General features: G+C 71.3%; 15 protein-coding genes. 8 read left to right on the top strand and 7 right to left on the bottom strand.

Going from position 1 to position 15,149, the window contains the following annotated elements; all coding sequences use genetic code 11:
• Positions 1–6 precede the first annotated feature (6 nt).
• Complete coding sequence (locus tag ACZ44S_RS10730; RefSeq protein ID WP_466926892.1) at positions 7–762, bottom strand: ferritin-like domain-containing protein; 756 nt, start codon at positions 760–762, stop codon at positions 7–9.
• 306 nt (positions 763–1,068) lie between these two features.
• On the opposite strand from ACZ44S_RS10730, the gene ACZ44S_RS10725 reads away from it, so the two are divergent.
• Together ACZ44S_RS10725 and ACZ44S_RS10720 are read left to right on the top strand one after the other, a co-directional pair.
• Positions 1,069–3,543: a DEAD/DEAH box helicase gene (locus tag ACZ44S_RS10725; protein WP_466927469.1), complete on the top strand. Its 2,475-nt coding sequence runs from the start codon at positions 1,069–1,071 to the stop codon at positions 3,541–3,543.
• An 80-nt stretch (positions 3,544–3,623) separates the two neighbouring features.
• Complete coding sequence (locus ACZ44S_RS10720) at positions 3,624–4,511, top strand: alpha/beta fold hydrolase (protein WP_466926889.1); 888 nt, start codon at positions 3,624–3,626, stop codon at positions 4,509–4,511.
• A gap of 64 nt (positions 4,512–4,575) precedes the next feature.
• Here the strand turns inward: ACZ44S_RS10720 and ACZ44S_RS10715 are convergent, their stop codons facing one another.
• Positions 4,576–5,469, bottom strand: a complete 894-nt coding sequence (locus ACZ44S_RS10715) for an NYN domain-containing protein (protein WP_190161470.1) — start codon at positions 5,467–5,469, stop codon at positions 4,576–4,578.
• 228 nt (positions 5,470–5,697) lie between these two features.
• Here ACZ44S_RS10715 and ACZ44S_RS10710 point away from each other — a divergent pair, with 228 nt between their 5' ends.
• Positions 5,698–5,850, top strand: coding sequence for a hypothetical protein (locus tag ACZ44S_RS10710; RefSeq protein WP_190161469.1), 153 nt, complete (start codon positions 5,698–5,700; stop codon positions 5,848–5,850).
• A gap of 115 nt (positions 5,851–5,965) precedes the next feature.
• Here ACZ44S_RS10710 and ACZ44S_RS10705 read toward each other — a convergent pair whose 3' ends face one another.
• The 4 genes from ACZ44S_RS10705 to ACZ44S_RS10690 all read right to left on the bottom strand — a co-directional run bounded on the left by ACZ44S_RS10705 (position 5,966) and on the right by ACZ44S_RS10690 (position 8,935).
• Positions 5,966–6,571: a MarC family protein gene (locus ACZ44S_RS10705; RefSeq protein ID WP_466926885.1), complete on the bottom strand. Its 606-nt coding sequence runs from the start codon at positions 6,569–6,571 to the stop codon at positions 5,966–5,968.
• Positions 6,572–6,620: 49 nt separating this feature from the next.
• The gene (locus tag ACZ44S_RS10700) at positions 6,621–7,478 is read right to left on the bottom strand and encodes a PHP domain-containing protein (RefSeq protein WP_466926883.1); all 858 of its coding nucleotides are present in this window, start codon (positions 7,476–7,478) and stop codon (positions 6,621–6,623) included.
• Positions 7,479–7,595: 117 nt separating this feature from the next.
• Entirely contained in the window at positions 7,596–8,237 is a 642-nt protein-coding gene (locus ACZ44S_RS10695; protein WP_466926881.1) for a DUF6758 family protein, read from the bottom strand.
• A gap of 113 nt (positions 8,238–8,350) precedes the next feature.
• Positions 8,351–8,935 (bottom strand): suppressor of fused domain protein, encoded by a 585-nt coding sequence (locus ACZ44S_RS10690; protein WP_466926879.1) that lies wholly within the window; start codon positions 8,933–8,935, stop codon positions 8,351–8,353.
• 482 nt (positions 8,936–9,417) lie between these two features.
• Between ACZ44S_RS10690 and ACZ44S_RS10685 the strand changes: the two genes are divergently transcribed.
• Both ACZ44S_RS10685 and ACZ44S_RS10680 read left to right on the top strand, forming a co-directional pair.
• Complete coding sequence (locus tag ACZ44S_RS10685) at positions 9,418–10,539, top strand: magnesium and cobalt transport protein CorA (protein WP_466926876.1); 1,122 nt, start codon at positions 9,418–9,420, stop codon at positions 10,537–10,539.
• 23 nt (positions 10,540–10,562) lie between these two features.
• Complete coding sequence (locus tag ACZ44S_RS10680) at positions 10,563–11,078, top strand: hypothetical protein (RefSeq protein ID WP_466926874.1); 516 nt, start codon at positions 10,563–10,565, stop codon at positions 11,076–11,078.
• 8 nt (positions 11,079–11,086) lie between these two features.
• Here the strand turns inward: ACZ44S_RS10680 and ACZ44S_RS10675 are convergent, their stop codons facing one another.
• Entirely contained in the window at positions 11,087–11,851 is a 765-nt protein-coding gene (locus ACZ44S_RS10675; protein WP_466926872.1) for a hypothetical protein, read from the bottom strand.
• A 215-nt stretch (positions 11,852–12,066) separates the two neighbouring features.
• On the opposite strand from ACZ44S_RS10675, the gene ACZ44S_RS10670 reads away from it, so the two are divergent.
• Genes ACZ44S_RS10670 through ACZ44S_RS10660 form a run of 3 tightly spaced genes read left to right on the top strand, consistent with a single transcriptional unit; the run spans position 12,067 to position 15,125 of the window.
• Positions 12,067–13,350: a magnesium transporter MgtE N-terminal domain-containing protein gene (locus tag ACZ44S_RS10670; protein ID WP_466926870.1), complete on the top strand. Its 1,284-nt coding sequence runs from the start codon at positions 12,067–12,069 to the stop codon at positions 13,348–13,350.
• Positions 13,340–13,948 (top strand): DUF1003 domain-containing protein, encoded by a 609-nt coding sequence (locus ACZ44S_RS10665; RefSeq protein WP_466926868.1) that lies wholly within the window; start codon positions 13,340–13,342, stop codon positions 13,946–13,948. The genes ACZ44S_RS10670 and ACZ44S_RS10665 overlap by 11 nt, the downstream gene beginning before the upstream one ends.
• Before the next feature lie 43 nt (positions 13,949–13,991).
• Positions 13,992–15,125 (top strand): Mrp/NBP35 family ATP-binding protein, encoded by a 1,134-nt coding sequence (locus ACZ44S_RS10660; protein ID WP_466926866.1) that lies wholly within the window; start codon positions 13,992–13,994, stop codon positions 15,123–15,125.
• Positions 15,126–15,149 lie beyond the last annotated feature (24 nt).

Genomic DNA, 15,149 nt, shown 5'->3' with positions numbered 1-15,149 from the left:
CGCGCGTCAGGCCGCCAGTCCCAGGGCAGCCATCCGCTTGGTGTGGGCCTCGGTGATCCGGGAGAACATCCTGCCGACCTCGGCGAGGTCGAATCCGTCCGCGACGCCGCCCACGAGCATCGTCGACAGCGCGTCCCGGTCGGCGACCACCCGCTGGGACTGCGACAGCGCCTCACCCATCAGCCGCCGCGCCCACAGCGCGAGCCGCCCGCCCACGCGCGGGTCCGCGTCGATCGCCGCGCGCACCTTCTCCACGGCGAAGCCGCCGTGTCCCGTGTCGTCGAGCACGGCCAGCACCAGGGCACGGGTGTCGGAGTCCAGCCGGGCCGCGACCTCACGGTAGAAGTCGCTGGCGATGGAGTCGCCGACGTAGGCCTTGACCAGGCCCTCCAGCCAGTCGGAGGGCGCCGTCTGCTTGTGGAAACCGTCGTAGGCGGCGACGAAGGGCTCCATCGCGAACGTCGGCTCCTCACCGATCTCGGCGAGCCGGTCGCGCAGGCGCTCGAAGTGGTGGAACTCGGCCGAGGCCATCTTCGCGAGCTCGGCCTTGTCCGCCAGCGTGGGCGCCAGCTTGGCGTCCTCCGCGAGCCGCTCGAACGCCGCCAGCTCCCCGTACGCGAGCGCGCCGAGCAGATCCACGACAGCGGCACGGTACTGGGGGTCGGCGGAGGCGGCCGCCCAGTCCATGGCGGCGACGCCGGTGTGTCCGGGGGAGGTGTCGGGGGTGTCCGCGGCGTTGTCAGGCTTGTCAGAGCTCGTCATGAAGCGCACAATAGCCCGCTTGTCGCGCACCGGAAGTCCCTGGTCAGTCAGTGTGACGACGACTACGTGACCAAATCGGCCATGGCATGTGCGCGAATCCGGGGTATGGTGGTAATGCGCCTGCTGAGCACTTCTGACGTACTCGACAGGCCGTATGTATGAGGATGCCCGGTCGGTGGCCCGATCGGCTCCGACCCGACAGCCCTCTCGCCGTCCGCCACAGTGCGTACGGAACCCGGAGGGACACCTCAGCGGTACGAACGCTCGAGCGTGGGCAGTGGTCCCGTGTCCTACGGCTCCGCCCGTATGGCAGCCGACGTCCCCGGCACGGTCCCTACACGACCCCCCGCGTTCGCCTCGCACCGCGTACACAGAAGAGGCAGCACCCTGACTACGACGTTCCGAGAGCTCGGGATCCTCCCCGAGACCGCCGAGGCCCTGGAGGCCGTCGGCATCATCACTCCCTTCCCCATCCAGGAGATGACGCTCCCCGTGGCCCTGTCGGGCACGGATGTCATCGGCCAGGCGAAGACCGGCACCGGCAAGACGCTGGGCTTCGGCCTTCCGCTCCTCGAGCGCGTCACCGTTCCCGCGGACGTGGAGGCCGGCCGGGCGAAGCCCGAGGACCTCACCGACGCGCCGCAGGCGCTCGTCGTCGTCCCCACGCGTGAGCTGTGCACCCAGGTCACCAACGATCTGCTCACCGCCGGCAAGGTGCGCAATGTGCGCGTCACCGCCATCTACGGCGGCCGGGCCTACGAGCCCCAGGTCGAGGCGCTGAAGAAGGGCGTCGACGTGGTCGTCGGCACCCCGGGCCGGCTGCTCGACCTCGCCGGGCAGAAGAAGCTGAACCTGAAGCACGTGAAGGCGCTCGTCCTCGACGAGGCCGACGAGATGCTCGACCTGGGCTTCCTGCCCGACGTCGAGAAGATCATCAACTTCCTCCCGGCCAGGCGCCAGACCATGCTGTTCTCGGCCACGATGCCGGGCGCCGTGATCGGTCTCGCCCGGCGCTACATGTCGCAGCCGACGCACATCCGCGCCACGGCTCCGGACGACGAGGGCGCGACGGTCGCGAACACCACGCAGTTCGTCTACCGCGCCCACAACATGGACAAGGCCGAGATGGTCGCGCGGATACTGCAGGCCGAGGGCCGTGGCCTGGTGATGGTCTTCTGCCGCACCAAGCGCACCGCGGCCGATCTCGCCGACCAGCTCAAGCAGCGCGGCTTCGCCTCCGGCGCGGTCCACGGCGACCTCGGCCAGGGCGCCCGTGAGCAGGCGCTGCGCGCGTTCCGCAACGGCAAGGTGGACGTGCTCGTCTGCACCGACGTCGCCGCCCGCGGCATCGACGTCGAGGGTGTGACCCACGTCATCAACTACCAGTCCCCCGAGGACGAGAAGACGTATCTGCACCGCATCGGCCGCACCGGCCGCGCGGGTGCGAAGGGTACGGCGATCACGCTGGTCGACTGGGACGACATCCCGCGCTGGCAGCTGATCAACAAGGCGCTGGACCTGGGCTTCGGCAACCCGCCGGAGACGTACTCCACCTCGCCGCACCTGTTCACGGACCTGAGCATCCCCGAGGGCACCAAGGGCATCCTGCCGCGCTCGGAGCGCACGCGCGCCGGGCTGGACGCGGAGGAGCTGGAGGACCTGGGCGAGACCGGCGGCCGTGGCGGACCGCGCGGACGCGGTGGCCGGCGCGGTGACTCCCGTTCCGAGGAGCGGGAGACCTCGACCCGTACGCCGCGACGCCGCCGCCGTACGCGGGGCGGTACACCGCTGGACGAGGCGGCGCAGCAGCCCGCGAGCCCGGCCGGTGAGCCGGAGGACGGCACTGCCGCGCGCACTCCGCGCCGTCGTCGCCGTATGCGCGGCGGGGTCCCGGCGGAGGCGCCGTCGGCCGCGGCGCCCGCGGCGGAGTCCGCCGTCGACACGGCCGAGGGCCCGGCGGTGGACGCCGCCGAGACCCCCGCGAAGCCGCGTCGCCGGCGCACGCGCAGGTCGGCGGAGACGGCGGCGGTGGACACTGCGGCCGTCGTGACCGAGTCGCCGGCCGAGGAGCCCGCGGTGGCCGCCCCGGTCGTCGCGGAGCCCGAGGCCGCCGCGGCCACGGAGCCGCGCCGCCGCACCCGCAAGGCGGCAGCCGCCACCGAGGCCGTGGACACGGCGGAGGCCGCCGAGGCCACGCCGCGCCGGACACGGAAGACGGCCGCCAAGAAGGCCGAGGCCGCCGTCGACACCGCCGAGGCGGTCGAGACCAAGCCCCGGCGCACCCGCAAGACCGCGGCCGCCGCCGAGGCTCTCGACACCGCGGAGGCCGCCGAGGCCAAGCCCCGCCGCCGCACCCGCAAGGCCGCCGAGCCGGCCCCGGACGTCGCTGTCGACATCCCGGCGCAGACGGTGCCGGAGGAGGCCGAGGCCGCGGAGACCAAGCCGCGCCGGACACGGAAGACCGCGGCCAAGAAGGCCGAGGCCGCCGTCGACACCGCCGAAACCGTCGAGACCAAGCCCCGGCGCACCCGCAAGACCGCGGCCGCCGCCGAGGCTCTCGACACCGCGGAGGCCACCGAGGCCAAGCCCCGCCGCCGCACCCGCAAGGCCGCCGAGATCCCGGCGCAGGCCGCGCAGGAGCCGGAGGCCACCGAGGCCAAGCCGCGCCGGACCCGCAAGGCCGCTGCGGCCGCGCAGGAGCCGGAGGCCGCGGACGGGGCGAAGCCCAAGGCCCGCCGCACCCGCAAGGCCACGGCCGCCGCGGAGTCCGCGGAGGGCTGAGGCACTCACGCCGACGGCCCGGTCCCCCGCCCGCCCGGGGGCCGGGCCGTCGGCGTGTCCGCACCCATTACGCTCACCCTGTGACCGGCCACTCCGCCTCCGCCCCGCCTCCCGGCGCCGCCCACGCCCGCCGACTCCGCACCTCCCGCGGTGAGTTCGCCGTCGTGGACGTGCCACCGGCCCCTGGAGTCGCCCCGAAGGGCGTCGTCCTGCTGCTGCCCGGGTACACCGGCAGCAAGGAGGACTTCGCGCTGATCCACGAGCCGCTCGCCACGCGCGGATACCGCACGGTCGCCGTGGACGGACGGGGGCAGTACGAGTCGGACGGGCCCGCCGACGACGAATCGGCCTATACGCGTGAAGAGTTGGCGCGGGACGTGCTCGCGCAGGCGGAGGCGCTCGACACGCCCGTGCATCTCCTCGGCCACTCGCTCGGCGGCCAGATCGCCCGTGCCGCCGTCATCCTGGACCGCACTCCCTTCCGTTCGCTGACGCTCATGTCCTCCGGGCCCGCCCGGATCTCCGTCTCCCAGGAGCAGCGGGTGAAACTGCTCAGGGACGCGCTCGCGGTGATGTCGATGGCGGAGTGCTGGGAGGCGATCCTGGCCATGGGACCGCCGGAGGAGGTGGGGGGACCGGCCCGCGGGATCGGCGGTCCGGAGCTGCTGCGGCGCCGCTGGCTGAGCACGAAGCCTGCGCAACTGCTCGCCACGGGCCGTCAGTTGTGCACCGAGCCGGACCGGGTGGCCGAACTGACCGCCGTGCCGCTGCCGTTCCACGTGCTGTCGGGCGAACGCGACGACACCTGGCCGGTCCCCGACCTCGACGAGATGGCCCGGCGGCTGGGGGCACACCGCACCGTCATCGGCGGGGCCGAGCACTCCCCCGCCGCCGACCGGCCCGCACCGACCGCCCGCGCGCTCGCCGACTTCTGGGACCTCTCGAGCCAGGGGCTGTCTGACACATGAGCGCGGGAGAAGGAGCGTGCGTGCCGGACGCCGCGAGACGCCGCGGGCATGTGTCAGACACCCCCTAGTACTGCCCCTGCAGGTGGTCCCAGAAGCCGTCGCGCAGGGCGCGGCGCAGGTCCGCCTGGCCGCGCAGGGAGTACTGGAGCAGGCCTTCCGCCTCGACCAGCAGGTCCTGGTCGACGGAGCCGGGCAGATAGGGGTGGCCGGGGAGAAGCTCCACCATGGTCTCCCGGCCGCGTGCGACCAGCCACTTCGCGGCGATCTGCGCGCCGACGAACCGGACGTCCTCGCGGGTGGGCCGCCCCGTGGTGGCCTCGTAGGCCGGTGCCGTGCGCCGGGAGACGTAGGGCTTGAAGAAGTCGAGGTCGAGGGTGCGCTGGCTGTCGACCTCCCAGAGCAGCGGCTCCGCCTGGTTGCGGCCCTCGGGCGCCTCGATGCCCCAGAGGTGGACCCGGGCGCCGTACCCCTGGGCGGCCTCGACCGCCGAGACGAGGTCCTCGTCACCGCCGAGCAGGGCCGCGTCGCTGATGGCCCGGTGCCGGGCCAGTGACTCCAGATCGGTGCGGATCAGGGAGTCGACGCCCTTTTGCTGGTTGTTGGCGTTGAGGTTGCCGAGGCGGACCTTCACGTCGGGGAGTTCGGCGATGGTCTGCTGCTCGGCGGTGTGGATACGGCGCCTGGCCCCGTCGTACCAGTAGACGCGCAGCAGCCTGCTGTCGGCGAAGATGGTGCGGGCCCGGTCGATGAGCGCGTCGATGAGCCCCTCGGCGTCGAGGTCGAAGGCCCTGCGGTCCTCCGTCCCGGCCACCAGCCGCCCCGCGGCGGCGTACAGATAGCCGGCGTCGACGAAGATCGCATGGGTCGAGGGCGTCTTCGCCACCTCGGCGAGCATGCGCTGGAGCAGCTCGTTCGTGCGGTCGATTCGGGCGTGCAGTCCCGCGAGGTCTTCGTTCATCTCTTCCATTGTCCCGGTGGTCACGCTGCGAACACAACCGGTCCCGGTCGGTCTCCTTCGAAACCCTTACTGGTCAGTATTTAGTCGATCGAAAAATTTCTTTAGCGTAGGGAATGTTTGCACGGCGCATCCCGTTGAACCCGTCATGGACCGCGGGCCCGACTGGCCCGGGGGCCGCCCACCGAGTAGTTCTCCTTCAGGAGGATGACCAGACGAAGGGAGAAGCCCATGCGCTTCGAAATCATGCGACTCGACGACGTCGACGGCACACCCGTGGACACGACCGTCGTGGACGCCGCCTCCGTCAACCGCATCGTTCAGCAGGCCGCCGCCATCGGACAGCGCCTGTGGATCCGGCCGGCCGACAGTCCGGCCTCATAACGCCGATCACGCGGGACACCGGCCACACGGGCCAGGTCCCGGCACGCATGCTTCGGAGCCCCCGTACCGCCATCGGTACGGGGGCTCCGCGACGTCCGCGGGGAGACCGGGACCGTCAGCCGCCCCGGATCACCTGGGTGACGCCGTTGATGATCTGCTGCACGGCGATCGCGGAGAGCATCATGCCCGCCAGCCGCGTCACCAGGACCACTCCGCCGTCCTTGATGACCCGGATGATCAGCAGCGAGTACCGCATGACCAGCCACAGCACGACATGGATGGCGAGGATCGCCGCCCACACCGAGACCTGACCGGTGACCCCCTCGGCCTTCTGCACGGCGAGGATGACCGACACGATCGCTCCCGGCCCCGCCAGCAGCGGCATGCCCAGCGGGACCAGTGCCACGTTGACGTCCTTGGTCTGCTTGGGCTCGTCGGTCTTGCCGGTGAGCAGGTCCAGCGCGATCAGCAGCAGGAGCAGCCCGCCCGCGATCATCAGGGCGGGCACCGACACATGCAGATAGGCGAGGATCTGGTGACCGAGCAGGCCGAACACGGTGATCACACCGCCGGCCACACACACGGCCTGGAAGGCCATCCGCTTCTGCGCCTTGGCCGGCCGGCCGGCGGTGAGGGCGAGGAAGATCGGGGTGATCCCAGGCGGATCCATGATGACAAAAAGGGTCAGAAAAAGAGAGCCGAAAACGGCGACGTCGAGCATGACTGCCTTGCTGGGAACGAAGTGAACTGGGGCGGGTCGGAGGCGGGTCTCAGACTCCGCCGGCCCCCGGCACCGGGAACGCCCCGGTCGCGCGCCGCGTGATCTCGCCGTACACCTCGGGGTCCGTCATGAACTCGCCGAGGACACAGGTCTTGCGGCTGCCGTGGTAGTCGCTGGACCCGGTGACCAGGAGACCCAGTTCCTTCGCCAGGCCGCGCAGCCGCGCCCGGGTGTCGGGGTCGTGGTCCATGTGGTCGACCTCGATGCCGTCGAGTCCCGCCTCGGCCAGCCGGGCGATCGCGGACTCCGGCACGGTCCTGCCCCGCTTGCTCGCGGCGGGGTGCGCGAAGACGGCGACACCTCCCGCGTTCCTGACCAGCCGCAGGGCCTCGAAGGGGTCGGTCTCGTGCTTCTCCACGTACGCACGGCCGCCGTCGGCCAGCCACTGCGGGGTGAAGGCGTCGCTCACGCTCGGCACCACGCCCAGTTCGACGAGCGCGGTCGCCACGTGCGGGCGGCCCACCGACCCGTCACCGGCGATCCGCTCGACCTGCTCCCAGGTGACCGGCACCCCCAGGTCGTTCAGCCTGGCGATCATGCCCTTGGCCCGCGGCACCCGGTCGTCCCGGACCAGTTCCCGCTCGGCGAGCAGCGCGGGCTCCTCAGGGTCGAACAGATAGGCCAGCATGTGCATGCTGATGCCGTCGAGCCGGCAGGAGAGTTCGGCGCCGGTGACCAGCGTGAGCCCCGTCGGCAGCACCGAGAGCGCCTCGGCGTGTCCGCGGGTGGTGTCGTGGTCCGTCAGCGCCACGACGTCGAGACCGGCGGCGGCGGCCTTGCGGACCAGCTCGGCCGGGGTGTCCGTACCGTCGGACGCGGTGGAGTGGGTGTGCAGATCGATGCGCACGACGCGTTACTCCAAGCGGTGACGGACGGAAGGGGACGCTCCAGGATAACCGGATTTTCGGCCATGCCGGTCACACCCGAACCGGCCGTGCGCCCCCTACCGATCGCCGATCGGCCCTCACGCCTCCAGCAGTCGCGGCGACAGCGCCCCGCAGGGCACCAGCTCCACCTCCGCCCCGGCGTCCCGCAGATCGGTGAGGACCAGCTCGTCGTACATCAGCAGGCCGGACTGCTCCGGCCACACCACCGCCCACAGCCACATGCCGAGCGCCTCGCCCGCGAACACGGCCCGGTCGTCCGGCGTCTTGGAGACGTGCCAGAGCGGGGTGGGGCGGCCCGCGGCCAGCACCTTGGCCTGCGGCGGCTTCTCGACGTTCATGTACGGCCCCGGATCCGGTCCGTCGATGCCCGCGTACCGCGCGCCGAGGCCGACGCCGAGCTCCTCGGCGACCAGGATCAGCTCACCCATTCCGCCCAGCGGTCCGGGACCGGTGCACGCGACGGCCGTCGCCCGGCCCCCGCTGCGGTCGTCACCCGCACAGGCCACTCCCGTGAAGAGCCAGCCCACCGGCAGCGGCCACGGCATCCACACCGGCACCCTGGTGCGGTGCACGACGACTTCGAGGGCCTCGACGCTCGGCGGTATCACGGGCTGCAGCGGGTGCACGGCGCCGTGCACATCGCATTGCCAGGCATCCGAGAAGAGGCCGGGAGCCCTGACCCGGCCACCGCACTTCGGGCAACTGGGTTCGCCCCTCATAGAGCTCCACGGTCCTAGCTCGGGCGCGTCACGTCAAGGACGATCACCCGCCCGGCGCAGTCATCTTGTGGAACGAGCAGGATGTTCACACCGATGAGTTCCGGACAGCGGGCTCAGTCGAGGGAAGCGGACCTGCGGGACGGGTCCCTGAGGTCCGTGCCCTGAGTCAGCCAGCGTTCCTGAAGGGCCTGGGCGCCGTGCACGCGCTTCCAGGCGGCCTCGTTCGGGGTCATCGGCAGCAGCGGCAGGAACCGCACGGGGTCCAGGGGCTCGTCCAGCTCCAGGTCCTCCACCAGGCCGCCCGGCTCGGCGACCAGAACCGAGGTGAACGGGGCCCCGGGCCACAGCGGTTCGCCCACGTCGAGGGAGGCGCCGGGGGCCACGACCACGCCCTCGACCTGCGGGGAGGCGGCGAGTACGGCGAGCGGGCGGAGCACCTTGTCGGTGTCGGCGACGCCGCCCCGCACCGACAGCACCAGCTCGACACGCGGGCCCTTGACCTGGTCCGCGATCACCGCCGTGGGGTCGGTCATGGGCTGCGCGGACATGCCGAGGGTGGCGTAGCGCACGATGTCGCCCTCGTGGAAGCGCAGCACCTCGATACGGTCCGTGCCCAGGAAGGTGACCGCCGCGCGTGCGTCCGGTTCGCCCAGTGCCGTACGCAACCGGGCCTCGACCAGAGGAAGAACATCAGCCATGCGGCGAGCATAGAACTCGTCAGTACCGGGCAAAGCAGAGCCTTGACAGGCCAGTCGGCTGATACGCTTGGTCGGCGGTTCGGGCAGCACGCGGAAGCGTCCCATGGCCCGGACGCCTGGTGTGTCGCTCCCCGCTCACGGGGATGGTGGATCGTCCCTCACGAGGGACCGGCCGGAGGAGGTGGGGCTGGCATGGACCGAAGTCGACCGTGCAGTAGCACCCGCTCTTCCGCCCGCTGATGTAGCTGCTCCCTGTCTGGCTGCCGCCTTTCGCCTGCGCGTCTTCATCGGAAGAGCACTTCGTTTCGTTCTGCCTGATCTGCCCCAGTAGCTGTATCAGCGACGAAGCTCGCCACCGCGACGGTGCGGTGCTCCCCGCTTTGTGGACGTGCCAAACATCCGCAGTCCAGGACGTCCTCATTCCGGGTTGTTCCACCCGCCGCCCCGGCGCCTTTCGTTGCATGAATGCGAAGGAGCCCGCCATGTCGATGATCCGCGACCTGCGCGCCGTGGTCCGTCCCTCCTCCCGTGTCTCGCTGCGCAAGGAGAGCGGCCCGTACGACACCACCCGCGATCCCGTGACGGCCACCGCCGTCGTCGACTGCGCCGTCTACCGCGACGGCCGGCGCCTGGAGACCGAGGGCGGCCAGCTCACCCCCCAGGAGGCGATGCGCCTGGTGCGTCGCGACGGGGGCTTCGTCTGGATCGGCCTGCACGAGCCGAACGAGGCCGAATTCGCGGGCATCGCCGCGGAGTTCGGGCTGCACCCGCTGGCCGTGGAGGACGCCGTCCAGGCCCATCAGCGGCCCAAGCTGGAGCGTTACGACGACTCCCTGTTCACGGTCTTCAAGACCATCCACTACGTCGACCACGACCGGCTCACCGCCAGCAGTGAGGTCGTCCGGACCGGCGAGGTGATGTGCTTCACCGGCCGGGACTTCTTCATCACCGTCCGGCACGGTGGGCAGGGTTCCCTGCGGGCCCTCAGGCACCGCCTCCAGGACGACCCCGAGCTGCTGGCCAAGGGCCCCTCGGCCGTGCTGCACGCCATCGCCGACCATGTGGTGGACGGCTACATCGCGGTCGCCGACGCGGTGCAGGACGACATCGAAGAGGTCGAGACGCAGGTGTTCTCGCCGGGCCGCAAGGGCACGCCGCGCGGCACGGACGCCGGGCAGATCTACCAACTCAAGCGCGAGGTGCTGGAGTTCAAGCGGGCCGTGGCGCCGCTGCTGCGGCCGATGCAGTTGCTGAGCGAGCGGCCGATGCGGCTGATCGACCCGGACATCCAGAAGTACTTCCGGGACGTGGCCGACCATGTGACGCGGGTGCAGGAGCAGGTCATCGGCTTCGACGAGCTGCTGAACTCCATCCTTCAGGCCAACCTCGCCCAGGCCTCCGTGGCACAGAACGAGGACATGCGGAAGATCACCTCGTGGGCCGCGATCATCGCCGTGCCGACGATGGTGTGCGGGGTGTACGGGATGAACTTCGACTACATGCCCGAGACGCACTGGAAGTACGGCTACCCGCTGGTCCTCGGTGTCACGGTGGCCATCTGTCTGGGCATCCACCGGACGCTCAAGCGCAACGGCTGGCTCTGAAGGGGCCTGGATAGGCTGGGCGCATGACAAGCGAGCTGCTCGACCGTGCCCTCGTCGAGGAGGCCACGAAGAAGTCCGGCCTCATCTGGGTCAAGGGCCCCGGGGACCCGGCCCGCGCGCTGTGGCACGTGTGGCACGAGGGTGCCGCCTGCGTGATCGGTGACGGGCCCGGGGAGCAGCCGCTGCCGGGGCTGTCCGACGGCGGGCCGGCCGAGGTCACCGTGCGGAGCAAGGACAAGGGCGGCCGGCTGGTCTCCTGGTCCGCGAAGGTGGTGGAGCTCCCGCCGGGGTCCGAGGCCTGGGAGGCGGCCGTCGCCGAGCTCAAGGGCAAGCGGCTCAACGCGCCGGACGCCGAGACGATGCCCGAGCGCTGGGCCCGCGAGTGCCGGGTGCTGCGCCTGGAGCCGACCGGGGCCACCTCCCCGCTTCCCGACGGCTCGCTGGCCGAGGCCCCGCTGCCGACCCCGGTGACGACGCGGCGGCCGGTCCCGGCGGGGCTGCCGAAGCTGTTGCTGAAGAAGAAGCGCCGGAAGCGCTAGCGGCAGGCCTACGACGTCGGGAGCTGCTTGCCGTAGTCGAGGGTCTCGTCCTTGGCCGGCTTCTTCAGGGGGAAGTCGGCGCCCCAGCCCGAGAAGGTGAGGGTGCCCGCCTTGCCGGCCCGCACCAGGCGCACCGGGTACGGCTCGCCCTCGAGCGAGACGTCCAGGGTGCCGCCGGAGCCCTTGTCGCCGGTGACGCGGATGGTACGCAGGCCCGACTGCTCGTGGTGGCCGTCCGTGGCCAGTTCGCCGTGCAGCGTCAGCAGACCACTGAGCAGCACACTCTTATCGGTGAAGCCGATGAACTTTTTGTACGACGGATCACCCTGCGGCACCTTCACATACTTCTCGGCGAGCTTGCCGGCCGCCGCCGCGTCCGCCTCGCCGCCGTCCTTGCCGCCGTCCTCGCCGGCCCCCTGCCCCCAGAACTCGGCACCGGCCTTCAGATACAGCTCGTCGTCGATCCGCAGCAGGCGAAACGTCTCCCCCTTGGTGGTGACCGAGCCGATGCCGCCCTTCTCCTTCAGCCGCATGTCCAGCGTGTACGTGCGTCCGCTGGTGACCACGGTGCCGTGCAGCCGCACCGTGCCCACGGACTTGGCGGCCTGCTGCGCTCTGCTCTGGATCTGGTCGGCGGGCAGTCGCCCGACACCGTTGGTGCCCTCGTTCGGATCCTCGGAGCATCCCGTGAGCGCCGTTCCCGTCACGAGCAGTGCGCACACGGCGCCGGCCAGCACGGCCCTGCGGGAACGGCCCTGGGAGATCGGAATCACAGGTGGGCTGCCTCTCTGACGGGGGACCTGAACGGCGTACCGCAGAGTACCGGGGCCCGGAGGGCCGGGCGGAGCCAGTCCGTCCGGACCGGCCGCGGGCGCACGGCCGATCGGGACGGGCTAGCCTGAAGCCCACCCGAGCGGGCAATCCGGAAAACGAACGCAGCAGGCAGTACACGGCAACGAAAGACCCCGCACGCAAAGGAGCCGCCGCCATGGCAGCCGGTGCCCCCCGGTTCTTCGTCTCCCACGTCTCCGGTGTCGCCGTCTTCGATCCGGCCGGCGACCAGGTGGGGCGCGTGCGCGATCTGGTGGTCATCCTGCGGCCCGGCCGGCGTCCGCCGAGGCTGCTGGGCATGGTCGTGGAACTCTCCACGCGGCGGCGCATCTTCCTGCCCATGAACCGGGTGACCGCCGTGCAGGCCGGCCAGGTCATCACGACCGGGGTGCTCAATGTGCGGCGCTTCGAGCAGCGGCCCACCGAGCGGCTCGTCTTCGGTGAGCTCCTGGACCGCCGGGTGACGATGGTGGAGACCGACGAGGAGGTCACCGTCCTCGACCTGTCGGTGCACCAGCTGCCGGTCCGCCGCGAGTGGGAGATCGACCGGGTCTTCGTGCGCAAGGGCAAGAAGGGCGGAGCGTTCCGGCGCGGCAAGGGGGAGACGCTGACCGTCGAGTGGTCCGCGGTGACCGGGTTCTCCCTGGAGGAGCACGGGCAGGGCGCCGAGAACCTGCTCGCCACCTTCGAGCAGCTGCGCCCCGCCGACCTCGCCAACGTGCTGCACCACCTCTCGCCCAAACGGCGCGCGGAGGTGGCCGCCGCGCTCGACGACGACCGGCTCGCGGACGTGCTGGAGGAGCTGCCGGAGGACGACCAGATCGAGATCCTCGGCAAGCTGAAGGAGGAGCGGGCCGCCGACGTGCTGGAGGCCATGGACCCCGACGACGCGGCCGACCTGCTCGGTGAGCTGCCGGAGGCGGACAAGGAGCGGCTGCTGAGCCTGATGCAGCCCGGGGACGCGGCCGACATGCGGCGCCTGATGTCGTACGAGGAGCACACGGCGGGCGGTCTGATGACGACCGAGCCGATCGTGCTGCGGCCCGACGCGACCGTCGCGGACGCCCTCGCCCGGATCCGCGAGCCCGACCTCTCCCCCGCGCACGCCGCGCAGATCTACGTCTGCCGTCCGCCCGAGGAGACGCCGACCGGCAAGTACCTGGGCACCGTGCACTTCCAGCGCCTGCTGCGCGACCCCCCGTACACGCTGGTCGGTTCCATCCTTGACGACGACCTCCAGCCCCTGGAGCCGGACGCGACGCTGCCCGTGGTCGCCGGGTTCTTCGCCACGTACGACATGGTGGCGGCGCCGGTGGTCGACGAGGCGGGGTCGCTGCTGGGCGCGGTGACCGTGGACGACGTGCTCGACCACATGCTCCCGGACGACTGGCGGGAGACCGAGTTCCACCTCGACGACGAGGTGGTGCCCGATGGCTCCTGAGCGCGACGGCGCACGCGAGCGGCTGCCGGCCGGTGCCACCGCCGCCGGGCGGCCGCGCACGCCCCGGCTGGACCAGCCGCGGCCGCCCAGGCGCCGGTTCCTGCCCGAGTGGGACCCGGACGCCTTCGGACGGCTGTCGGAGCGGATCGCGCGCTTCATCGGCACCGGGCGGTTCCTCGTCTGGATGACGGTCGTCATCATCCTGTGGGTGCTGTGGAACGTGTCCGTGCCGAAGGATCTGCGCTTCGACGAGTACCCGTTCATCTTCCTGACGCTGGCGCTGTCCCTTCAGGCGTCCTACGCGGCCCCGCTGATCCTGCTGGCGCAGAACCGGCAGGACGACCGCGACCGGGTGAACCTGGAGCAGGACCGCAAGCAGAACGAGCGGTCGATCGCCGACACCGAGTATCTGACCCGGGAGATCGCCGCGCTGCGGATCGGACTCGGGGAGGTGGCCACCCGGGACTGGATCCGCTCCGAGCTGCAGGACATGGTCAAGGAGCTGGAGGGACGGCAGAACGGGCACAAGGACCATCACGGCCCTTTCCCGGCGATGCGGGCGGAACGGCCTCCGGGACGTGACGCAGAAGACCGCTGACGTCCTTACCGGCGGGTGTACCCGGCGCCGTACCATCGTCCTTATGGCTACGGAAGACGCGGTGCGCGAAGCACTGGCGACGGTGAACGACCCCGAGATCAACCGGCCCATCACCGAGCTGGGGATGGTCAAATCGGTGGAGATCGGTGCGGACGGTGCGGTCGCGGTCACCGTGTACCTGACGGTCTCCGGCTGTCCCATGCGGGACACCATCACGCAGCGCGTGACGGACGCGGTCTCCCGGGTCGACGGTGTCACCCGGGTCGACGTCACGCTGGACGTCATGAGCGACGAGCAGCGCAAGGAGCTGGCGAACGCCCTGCGCGGCGGCCAGACCGAGCGCGAGGTGCCCTTCGCCAAGCCGGGCAGCCTGACCCGGGTGTACGCGGTGGCATCCGGCAAGGGCGGCGTCGGCAAGTCGTCGGTGACGGTGAACCTGGCGGCGGCGATGGCGGCCGACGGGCTGAAGGTCGGTGTCGTCGACGCCGACATCTACGGCCACTCCGTCCCGCGCATGCTGGGCGCCGACGGACGTCCCACCCAGGTCGAGAACATGATCATGCCGCCGTCGGCGAACGGCGTGAAGGTGATCTCCATCGGCATGTTCACCCCGGGCAACGCGCCGGTGGTGTGGCGCGGCCCGATGCTGCACCGCGCGCTCCAGCAGTTCCTCGCGGACGTGTACTGGGGCGACCTGGACGTGCTGCTGCTGGACCTGCCGCCCGGCACGGGCGACATCGCGATCTCCGTCGCCCAGCTGGTCCCGAACGCCGAGATCCTGGTCGTCACCACGCCCCAGCAGGCGGCGGCCGAGGTGGCCGAGCGGGCCGGGTCGATCGCTGTGCAGACGCATCAGAAGATCGTCGGCGTGGTCGAGAACATGTCCGGGCTGCCCTGCCCGCACTGCGGCGAGATGGTCGACGTGTTCGGCACGGGCGGTGGCCAGACGGTCGCCGACGGCCTGACCCGGACGACCGGTGCGACCGTGCCGGTGCTCGGCGCCATCCCGATCGACGTCCGGCTGCGCGAGGGCGGCGACGAGGGCCGGCCCGTGGTGCTGTCCGACCCGGAGTCCCCGGCGGGCTCGGCGCTGCGTTCGATCGCCGGCAAGCTGGGCGGGCGGCAGCGGGGTCTGTCGGGCATGTCCCTGGGCATCACGCCGCGCAACAAGTTCTGATCACATACGAAGGGCGCCGTCCGG

This window comes from Streptomyces malachitofuscus, from assembly GCF_055571035.1.
This window is presented reverse-complemented; position numbering and strand designations above follow the sequence as displayed.